The 14,791-nt window shown below is 64.7% G+C and carries 10 protein-coding genes; 3 read left to right on the top strand and 7 right to left on the bottom strand.

The genetic code is table 11. The features are described 5' to 3' along the window. The 7 genes from RUU78_RS12955 to RUU78_RS12925 all read right to left on the bottom strand — a co-directional run. On the bottom strand, positions 1 to 3,912 hold a 3,912-nt coding region (locus RUU78_RS12955), incomplete at its 3' end, for a PQQ-binding-like beta-propeller repeat protein (RefSeq protein WP_313917224.1). 317 nt (positions 3,913 to 4,229) lie between these two features. Continuing rightward, entirely contained in the window at positions 4,230 to 5,699 is a 1,470-nt protein-coding gene (locus RUU78_RS12950; RefSeq protein ID WP_313917223.1) for a hypothetical protein, read from the bottom strand. 4 nt (positions 5,700 to 5,703) lie between these two features. Beyond that, complete coding sequence (locus tag RUU78_RS12945) at positions 5,704 to 7,989, bottom strand: hypothetical protein (RefSeq protein WP_313917221.1); 2,286 nt, start codon at positions 7,987 to 7,989, stop codon at positions 5,704 to 5,706. 226 nt (positions 7,990 to 8,215) lie between these two features. After that, the gene (locus RUU78_RS12940) at positions 8,216 to 8,413 is read right to left on the bottom strand and encodes a hypothetical protein (RefSeq protein ID WP_313917219.1); all 198 of its coding nucleotides are present in this window, start codon (positions 8,411 to 8,413) and stop codon (positions 8,216 to 8,218) included. Between the two features lie 60 nt (positions 8,414 to 8,473). After that, complete coding sequence (locus RUU78_RS12935) at positions 8,474 to 8,806, bottom strand: hypothetical protein (RefSeq protein WP_313917217.1); 333 nt, start codon at positions 8,804 to 8,806, stop codon at positions 8,474 to 8,476. Positions 8,807 to 9,036: 230 nt separating this feature from the next. Beyond that, positions 9,037 to 10,590 carry a hypothetical protein gene (locus RUU78_RS12930; protein WP_313917215.1) on the bottom strand — a complete coding sequence of 518 codons (1,554 nt, stop codon included), beginning with the start codon at positions 10,588 to 10,590 and terminating at the stop codon, positions 9,037 to 9,039. A gap of 1 nt (position 10,591) precedes the next feature. Beyond that, on the bottom strand, positions 10,592 to 11,449 hold the full coding sequence (locus RUU78_RS12925) for an ATP-binding cassette domain-containing protein (RefSeq protein WP_313917213.1): 858 nt from the start codon (positions 11,447 to 11,449) through the stop codon (positions 10,592 to 10,594). Between the two features lie 645 nt (positions 11,450 to 12,094). Here RUU78_RS12925 and RUU78_RS12920 point away from each other — a divergent pair. The 3 genes from RUU78_RS12920 (at position 12,095) to RUU78_RS12910 (ending at position 14,783) form a co-directional block, all read left to right on the top strand. Further along, positions 12,095 to 13,624: a cryptochrome/photolyase family protein gene (locus tag RUU78_RS12920; RefSeq protein ID WP_313917211.1), complete on the top strand. Its 1,530-nt coding sequence runs from the start codon at positions 12,095 to 12,097 to the stop codon at positions 13,622 to 13,624. 26 nt (positions 13,625 to 13,650) lie between these two features. Next, positions 13,651 to 13,854 (top strand): DUF2256 domain-containing protein, encoded by a 204-nt coding sequence (locus RUU78_RS25675; RefSeq protein ID WP_343232315.1) that lies wholly within the window; start codon positions 13,651 to 13,653, stop codon positions 13,852 to 13,854. A 404-nt stretch (positions 13,855 to 14,258) separates the two neighbouring features. After that, positions 14,259 to 14,783 (top strand): hypothetical protein, encoded by a 525-nt coding sequence (locus RUU78_RS12910; RefSeq protein ID WP_313917209.1) that lies wholly within the window; start codon positions 14,259 to 14,261, stop codon positions 14,781 to 14,783. Positions 14,784 to 14,791 lie beyond the last annotated feature (8 nt).

Genomic DNA, 14,791 nt, shown 5'->3' with positions numbered 1-14,791 from the left:
GCTTTCATGCCCCTTGAACGTCGCCAGGCAACGCCCGCTTGCCACGTCCCAGGCTCTTAGCGTCCCATCGTCCGATGCCGAATACAGCCGGCTGCCGTCCGCCGACAGTGCGCAGGCCAGGACCATGCTTTCATGCCCCTTGAACGTCGCCAGGCAACGCCCGCTTGCCACGTCCCAGGCTTTCAGCGTCCCATCGTCCGACGCCGAATACAGCCGGCTGCCGTCCGCGGACAGCGCACAGGCCCTGACCCAGTCTTGATGCCCCGTTAACGTCACCAGGCAGCGACCGCTCGCCGCATCCCAGGCTTTCAGCGTCCCATCGTCCGATGCCGAATACAGCCGGCTGCCGTCCGCCGACAGTGCGCAGGCCAGGACCATGCTTTCATGCCCCACGAACGTCGCCAGGCAGTTTCCGCTCGCCACGTCCCAGGCTTTTAGCGTCCGATCTTGCGACGCCGAATACAGCTGGCTACCGTCCGCCAATAGTGCGCAGGCCAGGACCTTGCTTTCGTGCCCCGTGAACGTCGCCAGGCAGCGATCGGTTGCCACGTCCCAGGCTTTCAGTGTCCAGTCGTTGGACGCCGAGTAAAGCCGGCTGCCGTCCGCAGACAGCGCGCAGGCCGTGACCGCGCTGTCATGCCCTGTGAACGTCGCCAGGCAGCGCCCGCTCGCCACGTCCCAGGCTCTCAGCGTCCGATCCTGCGATGCCGAATACAGCCGGCTGCCGTCCGCCGACAGCGCGCAGGCCGTGACCCCGCTTTTATGACCTGTGAACGTCGCCAGGCAGCGCCCGCTCGCCACGTCCCAGGCTTTCAGCGTCCGATCCTGCGACGCCGAATACAACCGGTTGCCGTCCGCCGACAGCGCGCAGGCCGAGCCCCCACGTTCATGCTCCGCGAACGTCGCCAGACAGCGCCCGCTTGCTGCGTCCCAGGCTTTCAGCGTTAGATCCTCCGACGCCGAATACAGCCGGCTGCCGTCCGCCGACAGCGCGCAGGCCAGGACCCAGTTTCTATGCCCATTCACTCGGCCGACCGCCGATTTCCCTGCATGCAAATCGCCGTTGACTGGCGTGATGGGTAATGGCGCTGGGCCTGCGTCAGATACCCATAGGCTGGACGTGGTATCCGCGCGATTCAGCTGCATATCGCTCGCCGCCGATTCATACCAGCGGGACCGCTGCAAAAGACCTGCGGTCATGTTCGCACCGCTCAGATCGCAATATTCCAGATTCGCCTGTGTGAGATTGGCATCGGACAAATCCGCACCGCGCCAGTCGATGTGCCGCAGCCAGGCGCCATGCATGCTCAAGCCCCGCATGACGGCATCGCGCAAATCCAAGGGGTGTCCCGCGCGGGCGTGCAGGCGGATACCGTCCGCACGAAGATTCGGCAGGTTCAGACCACGCAGGCTCGGCACCGGCCAATTGCGGGACAGTGCGCGAATCGCGTAGCTCCAGAGATTTTCGTTGACGGCACGCACATCGCCCTGGCCCCATGCCGTCAGCCGCGCCATCAGCCCATGCAGTTCCGCGGTTTCCAGCAGTTGCAGATGCTGCGCGAAGAAATCCCAGGTCTCCGCGCTCGGCGTGCCCATCGCCCAGCACTCGGACTGATCGTGTTGCAAAGCCGTCAGCAGATAGCCGGCCAGGAAATATTCCAGCAAGGACGTATGGGCAAAGCGGTAGCGGCGTTCACCTTCGCGCTGCACGAAAGTGGCCGTGCGCAAGTCCGCTTTCAGCGGCTCCAGATCTTTATTCCGGTAATGGCGGGACAGCGCGGAGTCCTGTTCCAGAGCCTCGGCAAACCAGTCGTCCAGCTCATCCACGCTCCAGCTTCTGGCGCTGCGTTTCCACAGCTGAGCCGCGAGAGCCTGCATCAGCGCGAGCTTGTGACGCGGTTCCAGGTTGTGCTTTCCGATATCGCGCGACAGCCAGCTTTCCGCAAAATTGCGATACAAGGTCACGCCGCTGATGCGCTCGCCGCGCAGCTGCGCCTGTTGCAGCCGCGGAATCTGCTCGCGGATCAGATTCAAGGTCATCGCACGCTGGCTGAGCTCGGTCAGGTTATGCACCGAGGCAATCATGGCCATGAGTGCCTCGATATCCTGGTCCGGTAGCGAGACTTCGAAATAGTGGCGGACCTGCTCCTCCGTCAGCGGCAGCAAGGTTGCGCCGGCGAAGCACTGCTCGCCCAGCCCTTCGCGGCCGAGGCCCAGCAAAACCTGGTTCTGCAAACGAGCGTCGCGGAAAAACTGGCTGCGGCAGCTGATCAATATCCGCCCCGGATGCGCGCCCGGAATGCGGTAGCGTCCGTCGCTGTGCTTTTCCGGCAGCGGCAGCACGCTCCACAGCGTGGTCATCAGCCGGTTCAACTGATCGGCATTGGTCAGATGCACGCCCACTTCGTCAAGCCCATCCCAGATCACCAGCGCGCCTTCGTCGCGCACTACACGCAATACATCGTCCGCCACCGGCGGCTCGCCGTCGCCGGTCCAGCCCTGGCGCAGCAGATGATTCAACAGCGCCCGCATATCGCTGCGGTAGGCGTGGATGTCGCTACCGACGCGGCGCAGATCGAGATAGATACACTGCGGCTTGGCGGGGTCAGCCTTCCACGCGCTGTTGCGGCGGATTGCCAATAGCTGGCACTGCGTGGTCTTGCCGGTGCCGGTTTCACCGAGCAGCGCGAAATACGGTGCGCCGTCCGCCTCGTCGAGCCAGTCGTCCAGCAACTGCGCGACCGGCTTGGCGTTGGTCCGGTCCGGCGCGGCGCTGTCGTCCTGGGTCTGGATCGGCGTCGGCGCGGCGTCGGCATCGGCTTTGGGGTCCTGCAGACGATCGTCGTAGCCCGCCAGATGCGTCAGCGGGGTGCGGCGCTTGGATTGAATATCAGACTCGTTTGTCTCTACCAGCTTTTTTTGTTTGCCAATTGGTTCGAGTCTTTCCCGCATCACAGGCAGGCGGCGGAGGATGCTTTTGTGAATCGCTTCCGCCAGTTCCGCGGCAAAATTTTCCTTCGATCGACAGTCTTGATACGACTGTGTTCGATTGCGGACCTTGTACGAGAACAGCTGACGTTCTTTCAGCTTTCCAACGGCTCCCCAACGAAGACTCTTGAGCTGTACACCCACCATCCAGCGATCATCGACGCCGGTCGCGTCGGCACGGTCGGGCAAGAAATATGGCAATTCGTTCTGAACGATGTAGTTCCGGTCGAGAAAGTGATGGGAGACAAATAGCAGACCAAGATCGGATTCCTGGATGGCCTGCTGGATTTGCGCATCCCAACCCGCACCGTCACAAATGATTCGATGGTCCTGCCAATGGCGTACCTCATAGCCGTGCTGGTTACCAAACCCGCGTAGAACCGGCATCAAATCCTTCATCAGCCTATCGACGAGGCATTCCTTTTCGGCGCCTTGATTGTCCGCATGGGCGTAGCTGACAAAGATCCGCACGGGCACTGGAGTATCTGGCTTCGGCTCCGCCTCCAGGGGCATCGCATCCTGCGCCGCCGTTTGCTGCGCCACCCGCCCGGTTTCCCGGCGCGTCTGCTCTGCGAGCAACTGACGGCCGTCGTCGGGGTTCGGGGCGTCGCCTTCCAGCCAGCAATGGCGTTGCGGGAGTGGTTCCTTGCCACCCAGATGAAGCAGCAGAACGGGCGGCTCGTCCTGCGGGGAGTTCAGTCGCGAAGCGAGCTTGCGGAAGTTCGCCTCGGCCGCGGTATCGGTTTTCCCGTAGAGGGCTTGCAAGGCATCGAGAGTATTGATCCGGCCGTCCGGCTGGATCAGGCTCGCCAGCTGCATGAGCCGCTGCTGATCGGTAGCCCCCAGGGGCTCGCCACCCTCGGCGGCACTCAATCGCCGGTAGGCCGCGACGACCTCTTTTTCGGTCTTGAACCGATACGGCATGCCCCACCTCCGCCCCTCGCTCGCGGCGACACTATCACGATCAATCACGATTGCCACTGTTGCGCTTGATCCGCTCAAGCACGTGTGCGCGGCCCTACGGCGAGCAGGCGCCAATGGCAGGGCTTGCCGTCTGCCAGCGCCGGTCCAACGACTCGGATGCCTGGAATCCACAAGCCGCGGAGGAACGCGACGCTCTGCACGGTCCGAGAGGCCGCCGTGGACCTGCTGGAGTGCCTCTCGGATTTGCAGCAGATTCCGGCGTCGTGACGCCAGGCTTGAATCGTCCGACCAGGCGTTCGCGGACGGCGAGGTGCGTACTACTCCTGAAACCCGTCCGCAAACAGGAAATCCGGCTCGACGTCGATGACGAGATCGAGATTCAGCACAGCGTTCGGATAGCCAGATTCGATGTTCAGCGTCGAAAAGCGCACCGTGTTGTCGCCGTTGACGAGTTCGGCGAGGGGGATTTCGATTGCGTGGTTGTAGCCGCCGGTCTGGCCGGGCGTGTCGAGCATCGCGACTTCGCCCGGCGTGAACGCGCGCACGTGTATCGGAGCGTCGTTGATCTGGTAGCGCAGACGTCCGGTGCCCAGCCGGATACCGTCGGTGCCGTAGCCCTGGTAGTAGCCGTTGAACACGAGTCGCGCGCGGGTCGCGTGCGCGAGCGAGACGCTGCTGAAGGTCAGCGGTGTGCTCAGCGTCGAGGCGCTGTTCGGAATCACGTAGCCGAGACTGTGCCCGTTGTGCACCGTCGTATGCGGCGTGCCCGGCGGATACTCGTCGGTGGTGGTGCGGGTCGACGGTATTCCGGCATCGGGAATCTCGTACTCGCGGGTCCCCCGGATTGGCGGTCCATCGAAACCGACATTGTCCCAGTACAGATTCCACGAACGCAGCGGTCGTGGCAGACCGCCGAACGCGATGCCGTATTTCCAGGTCGCGTGGTTGTGCCCGATCAGATGCACGTAGCTGCGTGAGTACGGCAGCGGCTGGGCGAAATTCACGACGCGGCGGCTGACCAGCGGCGCGAAGTTCACGCCGTCGTCCGACGGCGGCGAGGTCAGAACTTCGAGCTGCGTTGTCGACAGGCGCAGTTCGACCCGGCACATTCGGCCTTTCTGTACCGGGATAGTCGTCGCTGTGCCTGCGAACGTGGTCAGCGCGTAGTCGCGCACGTCGTAGACCTCGACGTTGTTGCTGACGAACACGAGCATCAGGCCGTTACGCGGATTCGGACCGCGGCCGTTCAGGTCCCAGGTCGGTGTCGGCGACGGATCCTCGCTGATCACGATGCTCATGTAGCCGAGCAGGAAGTTCGTCGTCAGATCGGTATCGAACACGATGCGCCCGCTGCGACCGGCGAAATCGAAGGGCTGGCGGATGCGGTACACATTGCTGCCGTAGTTCTGCGAGCCGACCGCGGTCAACAGGTAGCGGCTGTTGATGTGCGTCGATGGCTCGCAGACCAGCGTGTCGCGCGCCGCCGGCAGAAAACCGACGACGCCGCCGCGACAGGGTGGCGGTTCGTCCGGAATCATGCCGAACTCTGCTTCCCAGACCCAAAACGTGACGCCGTCGCCGGTCGACAGCGACGGTGCATAGCGCGTCGCACTGAAGCGCGTGCGACTCAACTCGTTGCCGCGTCCGCGATCGTCGAGCGATGCAGGCCCGCCTTCAAACGTTTCGCAGAACGCCGGCGTGGCGAGGCCGCAGCCGCCGGCGAGGGCAACGGCTGGTGCCGCGAGGGCGAGCAACAACAGTACGAACCACATTGCGACGATGCGCATGGCATCAATTCTGGATACGAATGGGGATCGGGTAGTACGCGCCCGACAGCGCCGCCGCGTCGAACTCGTGGACCTCGTCGCCGTAGCTCGGCACGCTCTTCAAGCCCGACGGCGTCGTCGCCTGCACGAACAGATCGTAGTCGCCATTCGGGAAGGCGGCCGAATTGAACTGCAGGCCGTAGCGCCCCTGCGGTGCCGGCACGTGACGCGCGGTCTCGAGCAGCGCGATGCGCGTGCCGGGCGCAGCACCGCCGCTGGCACGAATGAACACCTCGACCGTCGCGATGCCTGCGGTGCCACCGGCACTCCACACTTCGCCGCTGACCACCGGCATGTGCATCAGCTGCGGCGCCCATCCGGCCCAGCTCGCATTGCCGACTTCGACATTGAGCGGAACCATGCCGCCGACATTGATGCGCGTTGGTGGATTGGCGGTCAGATGCTGCGCCTCGCCGACATCGGTGTCGCCGATGCGCTGCAGTCGCGCCGGCGGACCGAGCCGCGGCAGTTCCGCGTGCAGCGGGAAATGATGCAGCGCCGACGGCGGCGTGTAGGCCGGTGCGCTGCCGGGCGGGTAGAGCACCTCGACGTGCGCGTTCAACAGACCCGCGTTGTCGACGAAGAACTGGAAGGTGTTGTTGCCGACCAGCAGCGGCGAACCGCCACCCTGGACCAGATTGCCGAGTCTGATGCGCGCGGTGTGCGGCATGCCCCACTGCACCAGCGAAGCAGCGTACGGCACGCTGTTGTTCACTGGCTGCGGTAGCGGAAACTGGCCCGCGCCGTTGACCCTGACGTAGTCGCCCGGCAATACGTTCAAGCCGGAATAGTCGCCCATTTGATACGTGTATACCAGCCACGCTTCGGCCGTCGCACCGGCCGCGGTCGGGCGCAGATCGTCGGGAATGTTGATCAGGAAGGTCGGGAACGTGTTGCTCCAGCGCTGCGACTTCTGGTAGTCCGTGCCTTGGATGCGTGTCACGTAGTTGTGGACTTCGCGCGAATCGACCACCGGCCCGTCGAAGCCGAAGTTGTCCCAGTGCACGAGGTAGTACGAAACCGCGTCCTTGGGCGTGTTGTAGCCGAAGCCGACCCAGAGCAGTTCGTAGTCGCCGGTCGAGAATGCGCCGGGCGCGAAACTCGCGCTGATGAGGCTCTTGCCGTCGACGAGGATCTGCACGCCATCGGTGCCGACGCGCACGTCGAAACTGCGCCGCACGTTCGAGACGACTTGCCGCCCGGTGTTCTCCATGTCGACCGTCGCCACCTGGTGCGAAGCGCCCTGCATGTCGATCAGGCTCACGCTCAATGTCTGGAACTGCGCGCGGATGCGCAGGATGCCGGCCGGCAGTCCGGTCGCGCCGTCTTCGTCGAAAAAGCTCGCGTGTGCGGTGGTGTCAGAGCTCACCGGGCTCAGGTCCAGATACCACACCGAGCGCGGACTCAACGGGCCGTCCATATCGAATACGACGCGCCGCCGCGTGTTGGTTTCGATGCGCATCTTCTTGCGAAAGCGTTGCGAGGTCTGCGATTTGTCGCCGGTATTGTCCACGCGCGTGCCGTTCAGGGTATGCGCGTGGTACTGGTCATTGATGAAGAACAGATTGAAGCGCGCGTCGGTCGAGGTCACCGTCGCGTTGTTCCAGAGTTTCTCGTCGGCCGCGCCGAGCGGCAGGTTGAAATCGTCGAACCACGTCAGGCTCGAGCGCAGTGCGTCGACGCGCGCGGGATCGCCGCCGTTGAAATTGATCTGCGTCGGCAGGCTCGTGACCGCGCCGAGTGCGTTGACGCGCTGCACCCGCACGACGTACGCCGCGTTGTTCGCCAGCGGCTGGAGCTGTACGCGGCGATTTCCGGTGACCAACCACCTGTAGCCCGGCGGCAGATCCGATGGCGCCGCAGCGAGCAGCGGCGCCGACCCGTGATCAGGGTTGAGGCACATGCCGCCGCTGTCGTTGCCGGACAAGGCGCGTGCGGCGTCGAGCGCGCTCGCGGTCTGTGGCCACCAGCTAACGAGGAAACCGGCATCGTCCTTCGGCGAGCCGCTCATGTTCCAGAACTGGCCCCACGGATTGTCCGCGTTGTAGTCCATCTCGAGCGTCGCCACGCGATCGTCGCGCAGCACGCGCACGACGGGTGCGGGGCCGGCGTCGAAGCCGTCGACGAACAGGAACTCGGCGCGCGCGAGCGCGGCGCCCAGCAGCAGGCCGCCGCACAGCGCGAGGCGCGCTGCTGCACGCAGCAAGAACGGTGCGGACATGCGCCGCGTGCCGACGATAAGTTCGCTCATGGCCGATCCTCCCACCGATGGACGCTGATCCTGGGCCTGTATGAGGGCCAGTTCTTCGAACTCGTACCCATTTTGCCTAGGGTTGCCGGCAGACAGGGGGTCGATCGCGCCTGTCGCGGGTCACGAATGGCCGGTCCCGTCATAGCGTTGAAGGAATTCCGGGTGGATTTCGCCTCGCTCGGACTGGCCGCGCAGTAATCGCTGTTCACCAGACCAGTGGCGCGGGCTACTGGCCGCGCCCTACAGCAGTGTCCTGCACGACCAACAAGGAACTCATCTTGGTCAGCAAGATGGTCGACAGGTACAGCGCCGCGACGAAGAGCAGCAGCCATAGCGCTCGCCGTCGGCCAGCGTCGGCATGCATGTACATGCCGACGAGCGCGATCACCGGCATGGACAGCCACACCGGATCGGCGGTTAGCATCGGCGCGGCGAAAACGACCACAGTCGCCAGAACGATGCGTTCGGGCCAGCGCTGCGCGAACTACGCGTTCGCGAACAGAAACGCGGCCGCAGCGGCGAGCGCGATCTGCGCCGCGACGAACGCACCGTAGAAAGCCGGGTCGCAGGCGTTGTACGGCGAGAGGTAGCCGAGCGGACCGTAGGTGAACGCGATGTCGCTGCCCCAGCGCAGGCCGTGCATGCTCGCCCAGCGCAGCACCATCGTCCACGAAGGATCGAGCTCGTCGCCGGCCACCGAACCGCCGAAGCGCACGCTGGCGATAAGGAACAGCAGACCAACGAGGGTCGTCGCGGCCAGGTCGAAGACGGTGACGGAACGGGTGCGTGGGGTGGGCTGCCTATCGTGGACCCTCATGCCGACGGCCCGGCGCGGGTGCCGCGACGACGTGCCCCGTGCGGAACGATCACGGCGTTACGCCACGCATTTGCCTGCCCTGCGAGGTATTGGTCAACGGCTGTGCGCCGGCATCGGGAACCATGCAGGCTCACTCCTGGGCCTGTCGACGAGGGCAGCGGGTTGTGGCGGGCACGGTAGTGTCGGTTGGCGGGCAAGTTCGCACTGTAAAGGGATTTTCTGATCGGCGATCACTGGCGCGCCAACCGTGGCCAGGCCCAGGCCAGCATCAGCCATGCCGGCAGCAACGCAAGTGCATGCCAAAGCATAGTGTCGTGCGGCGTTGTTTCCAGATCGAACAGCGGTACGCCCTGCAGCGCGGCATAGGCCGCGGTGATCAACACCAGCTCGAATGGCCGGGCGTGGCGGCAGAGTGCGCCCAGGCACAGGCCCCAGCTGGCGATCGATGCACTGACCGTGATCGCTGCCAGCGCCGCGACCGGAGCGGTCGCGAACAGGCGCACCGCACCCGGCAAGGTCAAGACCAGCAGCAGCGCAAAGCCGGCCGCGAAGCGCGCGACCAGCAGGCGCCGCAGGATGTCGGGCGCGGCGAACACGAGCCCGCCGGTGCCGTGTTCCTTCTCCTGGAGAATGCCGCGCGCGAGGATATCCAGCGGCAGTATCCACGCCAGCAGCATGCCGACCTGCATCGCAATTCCACGGGCAAACGCCTGCAGGCCGAACGCGACCAGGACCGCCAGCCACCACCAGACTCGGCGCCTGCGCAACGCCGATTTCAGTTCCGCCACCGCGAGTATGCCGACGCGTCCGCGGGCGAACAGATCGAGCAGCCGATCGAGCCAGCGCAGCCGCGAACCGGCGAGGGATCTCACCTTCGCCGACCCGCCGCCGCGCGCAGCGGCCCAGTCCAGCCACGGCGCGGCCGCCAGTACGCCAGCCAGCGCGAACAGCAACCACAGCCCACGGCCGAACACATCCATCGGCCGCACCGGCCACGATTTCCACTCGAACAGCACAGGTCCTTTCCTGACACCCGCATGACCGACGGAATAGCCGAAATCCCGCGGTTGGCCGGTCTGTTGCTCGCGCACCCGGTTGAAATCGCGACCAACCATGATCATGCCGTTGGGGTCGCTGACCCAGCCGTCGCGAACGAAGCGGCTATTGGCGTTTTCGAGTTGCGCGACCGATATCGACGTGATGGCGATCCACACGAAGAAGAAGAGCACGTTGCCCGCGGTGCGCCGCAGCCACGGCAGCAGATCGAACCAGATGGCGAACATCGCCGTGACGGCCAGCCCCGGCAGGTTCAGCAACAGCACCGGCTTGACGAGTTCCAGCGCGTCGATGGAACGGTCTTCCGCGCGGATCCATTGCGCGACCAGCGCCACGCCAAGCCCGGCCGCGACGACCACGCCGAAGACCACCATGTGGCTGGCCCATTTCGCCAGCAGGTAGCCACCGCGCGTCATCGGCGTGGCCACGAGGAGTTGCCAGACACGGGTATCGATATCGCGCACCAGCGTGCCGCGCACCAGATAAAACCCGCCGAGGCTGAACAAGGTATTGAACATCATTGCCACGACCATGCCGACCCACGCGCTCGAGTAGTACCCGCGTTCGCCGCCGTTCAGCGCGACGATCAGGTATCGGGCATCCACCGGCGGAAAGCACTGGCTGATGGCCAGGATCATCCCGACCAGGATTACCCAGAAGCGCGCGCTGCGCGTGCGTTCGCGCAGATCGGCCAGCACGATGGCGAGGAAACGCTGGAATGCGGCCATTTCAGTGGCGCTCTGCGTCGGTGCCGAGCAGCCAGGTATAGGCGTCTTCCAGCGCTGGCGTGACCGCTTGTGCATCGGCGTGTGGGGACCCGGCGCTGACCACGCGTACGCGGATGCCGTCCGGTCGGCGCAAAGAGGCGCATACGACGAATTTCGCGCGGGCGTCCGCTAGCTGGTCCGGCGCCAGTGTCCATTCCCAGACGTGACCGTTGGCCTGAGCGAGCAGTTGCTCGGGCGCACCGTGGAAACGCAAGCGCCCGCCCGACATCACCGCCAGCGCAGTCGCGCTGGCTTCCACGTCTGAAACGATGTGGGTGGAAAGAATGACCAGACGCTGGCCGGCCAGGTCGGTCAGCAAATGCCGGAAGCGCATGCGCTCTTCCGGGTCCAGCCCGACGGTCGGCTCGTCCACGATGAGCAAAGCAGGGTCGTTCAGCAGCGCCTGCGCGATGCCGACCCGCTGGCGCATGCCGCCGGAGAATTCGCCCAGGCGACGATCTGCCGCATCGTTGAGACCGACTAGGCTCAGGCAGCTATCGACACGCTCGCGTGCCAAGGCTCCTGACAGTCCCTTGACCGCGGCGAGGAAAGCGAGGAATTCGCGCGCGCTGAGCGCTGCGTAGACGCCAAAGTCCTGCGGCAGGTAGCCCAGCGCGGTGCGCAGTGAGTTCGGGTCGGCAGCGATATCGGCACCGTTCCAGGTGACCTTGCCTGCTGTCGGACGGGCCAACGTCGCCAGGATCCGCATCAGCGTGGACTTGCCGGCACCATTGGGACCGAGCAGGCCGAGGATTCCGGGCCCCAGTTTCAGACTGAGATCGGATACCGCCAGGTGCCCACCGGGGTACCGATAACTCACTGAATCCACTAGAAGTTCGCAATTCGCCACAGCCACGCTCCTCGAGGAAGGGCGCTCCGCGGAGTGCTGAAATCGTCCCTTGTGCTGGTAGTGTAGTGACCTATAACACCAGTTCACATAGGCCGTAGGGCATACAAGCCCCCTGTTCGCATCCGACAACGCGCACGACGTGCGGATCATCGACGTGTTGCTCCAGCTGAAGCAGGGAATTCAGGCGACGGATTGCTGCAGGAATCGCAGGCATCCGTTGTCGCGAACACCGTCCCGAGGGTGCTGCGGGACAAGCCTCGATCGGTTCGGTTACGCCGCGTGGCTGGGATGTTGATTCATTGAACAATCGAATCGCCCGGAGACGGGTCCTTGTCCGGCTAGCTTCCGGCCTGGACGTGACGAATCTTGCGAGGGCAGAAAGTAGACGTCTTCCGATGTTAGAGGCTAGACAATCGCGGGATCGCTCCGCTGAAATCAGCGGGTGATCGCTTGCCAACGCGTTCTGGACCAACCGGCCTCGCAGGGCTGGGTAGCTGCAAATGCCGCGCCGGGTGGCCGTCAGAAACTCACCGGGTGAAAGCATCGCCTCACGGACCGCCAGCGAACGTCGGCGCTGATACCGTACGCTGTTCCACGACTGAGGCTGGAGTCCCGATGAGGCGTGTTCGCAATCTGATCGTTGTGCTCGGCGATCAACTGACGCCGACGCTGTCCAGTCTTGCTGCCGCAGACCCGGCGCGCGACCGTGTTCTGATGGCTGAGCTTCAGGATGAAGCGACCTATGTGCCGCATCACAAGAAGAAGATCGCCTTTCTCTTTTCCGCCATGCGCCATTTTGCCGAGGAGTTGCGCGCGCTCGGGTGGTCAGTCGACTACGTGAAGCTTGGATCGCCGGAAAACCAGGCGAGCTTCACCGCGCAGCTCGCCCACGCCATCGCCGCGCACCGGCCGGAGCGGATTCTCGTGACCGACGCAGCCGAGTGGCGTGTGTCTCAGGAGATCGCGGCCTGGCAGGCGCTGTTTTCCATACCGGTCGACAGGTTTCCTGATGATCGCTTCGTGTGTTCGACGCCCGCGTTCAGAGCCTGGGCGAAGGGTCGAACCCAATTGCGCATGGAGTATTTCTATCGCGAGATGCGACGCCAGACCGGGTTGCTCATGGATGGCGATGCGCCGGTCGGCGGCAAGTGGAACTTCGACAGCGAAAACCGCAAGGCGGCGCCCGTCGACATCTTCATGCCCCGCCCGAGCGTCTTTGCCCCCGACGCCATCACCGCTGAGGTTCTGTCGCTGGTCCAAGCCCGGTTCGCCCATCACTTCGGGGATCTTGCGCCATTCTGGTTCGCCGTCACCCGCGCCGATGCCGAGGCGGCTTTCGCCGCCTTCGTCGATCGGGCGCTACCGCAGTTCGGCGACTATCAGGACGCGATGCTGACGAACGAGCCGTTTCTCTATCACGCCGTGATCTCGCAATACCTCAACTGCGGACTGCTGGATCCCTTGCGCGTGTGTCGACAGGTGGAGGCCGCCTATCGCTCCGGGAAGGTGCCGCTCAACGCTGCCGAAGGCTTCATTCGCCAGATCATCGGCTGGAGAGAATACGTCCGCGGGATCTACTGGCTGAAAATGCCCGGGTATGAGCGGAGCAATTTCTTCGGGCATACCCGCGAACTGCCGGGCTTCTACTGGACCGCCGACTCGGACATGGCCTGCATCGATGCGGCGGTCACGCAGACCAAAGAGCAGGCCTATGCCCACCACATCCAGCGCCTGATGATCACCGGCAACTTCGCGATGCTGGCAGGCGTGGATCCGCACGCGCTGCACGAGTGGTATCTGAGCGTCTATGCCGACGCCTATGAATGGGTGGAACTGCCCAACACCGTGGGGATGAGCCAGTTCGCGGATGGCGGTCTGCTGGCCTCCAAGCCCTATGCCGCGAGCGGCGCCTACATCAACCGCATGTCGAACTATTGTTCGTCGTGCGGCTATGACGTGAAGCAGAGGACCGGGCCGATGGCCTGCCCGTTCAACGCGCTCTACTGGGATTTCGTCGCCAGGAACCGCACGAAGATCGGCGGAAATCCGAGAATGGCGCAGACGGTGCGCACTTACGACAACTTTGCTCCGGATGAGCGACAGCGCATCGCCGAAAGCGCGGCAAACTTCCTCGCAAATCTGTGACGCAGAAGCGCTACACCAGGTCCACGCTGCCGGAAAAAGACTGCGCTGCCTGCGGCAGGCCATTCGCGTGGCGCAAGAAGTGGGCGCGCGATTGGGCAGACGTCAAAACCTGCTCGGAACGCTGCAAGGGCGTACTGCGCCGTCGCGAGCGCAAGGTTCGCGCCGCCGCGGACATTCAGTCTCGGCCGGGCTCCGGCAGCCCTGTCACGCCGGGACCGCGGCGCAGGTGAACCGCGCCGGGAATCTCTGCGGCTCCACGTTGAAGGCCGCACCGCCATCGCGGTCTCGTTGCGCATGGCGCAGAAGTCCGCTTCAGCGTCCGACTGTTCGTTCTGCTTCACGGCGCAGGATTGCAGTGTCACCGGCAACGTAGCGTGGTTGTACCCGTCGGCGGGGCAGGGCGGCAAAACGACTCGCTCGCCGCATTGCATCATCTGGCCCGGCGACAGGCTGACCGCCTGAAGGCGGTTTTTGGCGGGTCCAGCCCGACGTTGGCCGTTTCGTTGCCGTCCATGCTGCGCCCCCACTGTCACGCGATGCGGCGAGGAAACCGGCAACGCCCGGGCTTGGCGCGCGCGCCGCGACGCGTGAGAATCCGCACGCCGCGCCGACGCGGCCTACGAAGGACGAACCGATGCGTCGTGCTCTGATCCGTTCCGCTGCTGGCGTCGTGCTGGGCATGTTCGCGCTTGCCGGCTCCGCCGTTGGCGACGGCGCGACGTCCCGCCTCGAGCAGCTCATGGGGCCGAAATTCCGCGAGGCAGGACTCGATCGCGCCTCGCCCGCGGAGATCGCGGTCCTCGAGCAGTTCATGATCGAGCATGCGGGCGAGCTGCGCGCATTGACGCCGGCATCCGACACGAAGTCTGCTGCTGCAGTCGTCGCCGCGGAACCTGCGCGCGAGCGACATTCTGAGAACAAAAGTGCATCGAATGACGAACGCGTGTCGAGCCGCATCGCCGGTGCATTCAAGGGCTGGAGCCCCGGCACGACGCTGACCCTCGAGAACGGACAGCGATGGCGCGTTGCCGACAGCAGTTCGCTCGCAACGCGCGCGCTGGATCGTCCGGCTGTGACGATCGAGCCCGGATCGTTCGGCAGCTGGTGGCTGCGCGTCGAGGGCTACAACACCGCGGCGCGCGTGAAGCCGGCGAACTGAGCGCGCGA

The sequence above is a fragment of the Tahibacter sp. genome, from assembly GCF_032229445.1.
Lineage (GTDB): Bacteria > Pseudomonadota > Gammaproteobacteria > Xanthomonadales > Rhodanobacteraceae > Tahibacter.
This window is presented reverse-complemented; position numbering and strand designations above follow the sequence as displayed.

Excerpts from the sequence above, each read along its gene's own strand:
- RUU78_RS12950 (WP_313917223.1), bottom strand. The coding sequence starts at position 5,699 with ATGCGCATCGTCGCAATGTGGTTCGTACTGTTGTTGCTCGCCCTCGCG.
- RUU78_RS12945 (WP_313917221.1), bottom strand. The coding sequence starts at position 7,989 with ATGAGCGAACTTATCGTCGGCACGCGGCGCATGTCCGCACCGTTCTTG.
- RUU78_RS12940 (WP_313917219.1), bottom strand. The coding sequence starts at position 8,413 with ATGCTAACCGCCGATCCGGTGTGGCTGTCCATGCCGGTGATCGCGCTC.
- RUU78_RS12935 (WP_313917217.1), bottom strand. The coding sequence starts at position 8,806 with ATGAGGGTCCACGATAGGCAGCCCACCCCACGCACCCGTTCCGTCACC.
- RUU78_RS12930 (WP_313917215.1), bottom strand. The coding sequence starts at position 10,590 with ATGGCCGCATTCCAGCGTTTCCTCGCCATCGTGCTGGCCGATCTGCGC.
- RUU78_RS12920 (WP_313917211.1), top strand. The coding sequence starts at position 12,095 with ATGAGGCGTGTTCGCAATCTGATCGTTGTGCTCGGCGATCAACTGACG.
- RUU78_RS12910 (WP_313917209.1), top strand. The coding sequence starts at position 14,259 with ATGCGTCGTGCTCTGATCCGTTCCGCTGCTGGCGTCGTGCTGGGCATG.